This window comes from Desulfovibrio sp. ZJ200 (assembly GCF_011039095.1).
In the GTDB taxonomy this organism is placed as follows: Bacteria; Desulfobacterota; Desulfovibrionia; order Desulfovibrionales; family Desulfovibrionaceae; genus Desulfovibrio.
In genome coordinates this window covers 1-2,807 of sequence record NZ_JAAKEH010000096.1, presented here as the reverse complement: position 1 = coordinate 2,807, position 2,807 = coordinate 1, and the positions used below count along the sequence as shown (strand labels likewise).

Below are 2,807 nucleotides of genomic sequence, written 5' to 3'. Positions count from 1 at the left end.
AAGCGTTTTCTTACATCCCCGGCAGCCGCTTCGCGCGGGCAGCTCCGGCCAGGCCCAGGATGTCGGGCGCGGCTTCCACAGCCGCACGCTTCTGGTTGTCCTGGACATGCTGATAGGTATTGAGGATCATCGAGGCGTCAACATGCCCCATAAGGCTGGCCACACTGCCGATGTCGGCACTGCCGGCCAGGGCATATGTGGCAAAAGCGTGGCGAAGATCATAGGGCCGAATACGGCGCTTGATGTTCGCCCGCTCCAGGGCCGTGTGCCAGGCCCGGCATATGCTGCGTACCGGGCGACCGCCCCAGGAGATGACATGCCGGATGCCCAGCGCCGCGTCATGACGCTGCCATGCTTGCAGGATCCGGAGCAGGTCGCTGCGGATGGGTATGTCCCGGCCGTCTTCCAGATGGTTTTTCCGGGCGCTTGGCATGCGCAACATTGCCGTGCCCAAGTCCACGTCCCGCCACTCCAGGCGAAAAAGTTCACTGGGGCCGATGCGCGGCCCGGCGCATAAGCCCAGAATGACGACGCGCTGCACATGCGGAGCGGCCACCTCCAGGATCGCTCTGGCTTCTTTGGCCGTAGGCGGTGCAATGCGTTGCGCTCGGGCACGGGGAAGCCGCAGATCATGCAGCGGATTTGCCGTCAGCAGTCCGTTGCCCGCCTCCAGGGATTTGGCTGTGGCGGAGCTGGCCTTCGCCTCAAAGCTGGGGCGCGAGAATCTTCTGAAAAAAGCGCTGAAAGACGCGGCCTATGATTTCGCCATCATTGATTGTCCTCCAAGCCTTGGGCTTTTGACTGTCAATGCCCTTACCGCCGCCGACGGGGTTTTGATACCTGTACAGGCGGAATATTATGCCCTGGCCGGTCTTGATCTGATCCGGGAGACGATGCAAGGGGTCATTGAAAATCTCAATCCCCGGCTCCATACTCTGGGGATTCTGCTCACATTCTTTGACGGGCGTAAGTCGCTCAACCGCGACGTGGCCGCCGGTCTGCAAGAGCGCTGGGGGAACCTGGTTTTCAAAACGGCCATCCGGGACAATGTGGCGCTGGCAGAAGCGCCCAGCAATGGGCAGAGCATTTTTGACTACCGCAGCCAGAGCTATGGCGCTCAGGATTACGCGGCACTTGCCAGGGAGTTCATGCTCAGGGTAAGAAAACAGTAGTTATTTTTTTACATAAAAAAATATTACCATAAGGATATAAAAATGGGTCTTGGCGACAGAGGAAAACGACGGATAAAAATTGATGCTTCGCCCAGGGCAGACGATCTGTTTAAGCCGACGGAAGCACGGGCGGAAGTCGTCCAGCCAGAGAGCACGGCAAAGAAAACAGGCAGGCCCAGGGGAGGGCCGGTGAAGGCCAAGACATTCACTCTTCCCCTGGAGCTGAATCAGCGCCTGCGCCGCTTTGCCTTTGAGCATGAATGCAAGGAAGTGGATGTGGTCAGGGCGGCTCTGGAAGCTTACCTGGCCAGGCATGAGGGGAAAACACAATAAAAATGTAACTATTTTTCACTATAAAAATTTTTTTATTCTGAAAAATAGTTCCATTAAAAAATATTGTTTAAACGGGCGCTTGTGGGACTTGGAACCTTCGCATATATTCGTTGGAGTAAAAGTTTTCTACGTCTGGAGGAAGCCATGCAGGAACCGAATTTGAAACATTTTTCGGAAGAGGAAAGAAAATTAGTCGTACAGCAGGTTATGGCGCTCATTGATGAAGGAAAGGATGATGAGGCTGATGCCCTCCACCGTACATTGCCTTTGCCTGCTGAATATCTCCAAACACTTAAAGAGTGCATGGGCCTTGAAGCGCTTATAGAAAAAGGCGTAAACCTTTCCACTGCGGTAGAAAAATATGGTAAAAACTGGCTCGCCTCTTGAGTTTGCCCACCGATTGGATATGGCGGATGATATTTTAGCAAGTATTAGAGAATCTAAACCGGGATTGCGACTCTCAAAAGAATTGCAAAAGGCTGCTTCTGAAATGGGTCTTGCGCTGAAAGCCAAGGATTTTGATACATTGCTGGCGATGGAAAAAATTGCGGTTCAGCGTGACTTCAGTGTGTATGGAACAGAGTTGGCCCAAAAATCGGAAAACGGCCACAAGCAAATTATGGAGCGGTGGCGGATTGTCAGCAACCCCAGGACAGCCAGGGAAGATTTCCAGGCTACCTATGCTCCGGAAAATCTGCCCAAGGCCCGTATCATGGATACGGTCATGGAAAGCCTGATCAAAACGCAATGCAGACGTTTATCCGATTACGCCAAAGGCAATGCCACGCCAGCAGAAAAACTCTATTTTTCTCGGCGGCAAGAATGCCTGAAGGCTGTGTACAAGGAACACATGCTGCATCTTTCCCGCGCTCTGGGGCAGGACAGGGCTCAGGAAAATAGCAAGGGGAAATATCTCTCACGATAAATGAGAGCGAATGCAGATGGAAGAGAAAAAAAAGTATACTATGTGCACGTTAATTTCGTGCAATGTATCATATAAAGCTCAAATTACCGCAGATATTCTGCTTGATATTCTTTTAAGAAAAAAAGAGCCTGGCGCATGGATAGGCCACCTGGACGTTTTTTTTAATGAGTTACCTAAAAAGATTTTATTAGGATTTATGGAGGAAAATAAAATTTCATATTCTGATATAAAGCTGGCCTATGATTGCCTCCCCAAGGTTCTGCAAGGTAAAAATTTTTTGAGGATTAGAGCAATTTGACTTTTATTTTATTTAAAAATCGTTTAGATTGCAGAGATGAAATTTGCATCTGAAGAAATCCGAACCAAGGCTGTTCATG

The 2,807-nt window shown here is 50.8% G+C and carries 6 protein-coding genes; 5 read left to right on the top strand and 1 reads right to left on the bottom strand.

Translation table 11 applies throughout. The annotated features are described in order from the left end of the window. Positions 1-10 precede the first annotated feature (10 nt). Complete coding sequence (locus G7Y52_RS14700; protein ID WP_277424321.1) at positions 11-598, bottom strand: site-specific integrase; 588 nt, start codon at positions 596-598, stop codon at positions 11-13. A 61-nt stretch (positions 599-659) separates the two neighbouring features. Between G7Y52_RS14700 and G7Y52_RS14695 the strand changes: the two genes are divergently transcribed. The 5 genes from G7Y52_RS14695 (at position 660) to G7Y52_RS14675 (ending at position 2,728) form a co-directional block, all read left to right on the top strand. Then, positions 660-1,172, top strand: coding sequence for a ParA family protein (locus G7Y52_RS14695; RefSeq protein WP_241159780.1), 513 nt, complete (start codon positions 660-662; stop codon positions 1,170-1,172). A gap of 189 nt (positions 1,173-1,361) precedes the next feature. Then, positions 1,362-1,505 carry a hypothetical protein gene (locus G7Y52_RS15155; RefSeq protein ID WP_206215345.1) on the top strand — a complete coding sequence of 48 codons (144 nt, stop codon included), beginning with the start codon at positions 1,362-1,364 and terminating at the stop codon, positions 1,503-1,505. 81 nt (positions 1,506-1,586) lie between these two features. Next, positions 1,587-1,892 (top strand): hypothetical protein, encoded by a 306-nt coding sequence (locus G7Y52_RS14685; RefSeq protein ID WP_206215344.1) that lies wholly within the window; start codon positions 1,587-1,589, stop codon positions 1,890-1,892. Further along, on the top strand, positions 1,867-2,430 hold the full coding sequence (locus tag G7Y52_RS14680) for a hypothetical protein (protein WP_165073197.1): 564 nt from the start codon (positions 1,867-1,869) through the stop codon (positions 2,428-2,430). Before G7Y52_RS14685 ends, G7Y52_RS14680 begins: the two co-directional genes overlap by 26 nt. A gap of 10 nt (positions 2,431-2,440) precedes the next feature. After that, complete coding sequence (locus tag G7Y52_RS14675; RefSeq protein ID WP_165073195.1) at positions 2,441-2,728, top strand: hypothetical protein; 288 nt, start codon at positions 2,441-2,443, stop codon at positions 2,726-2,728. Positions 2,729-2,807: the final 79 nt, after the last annotated feature.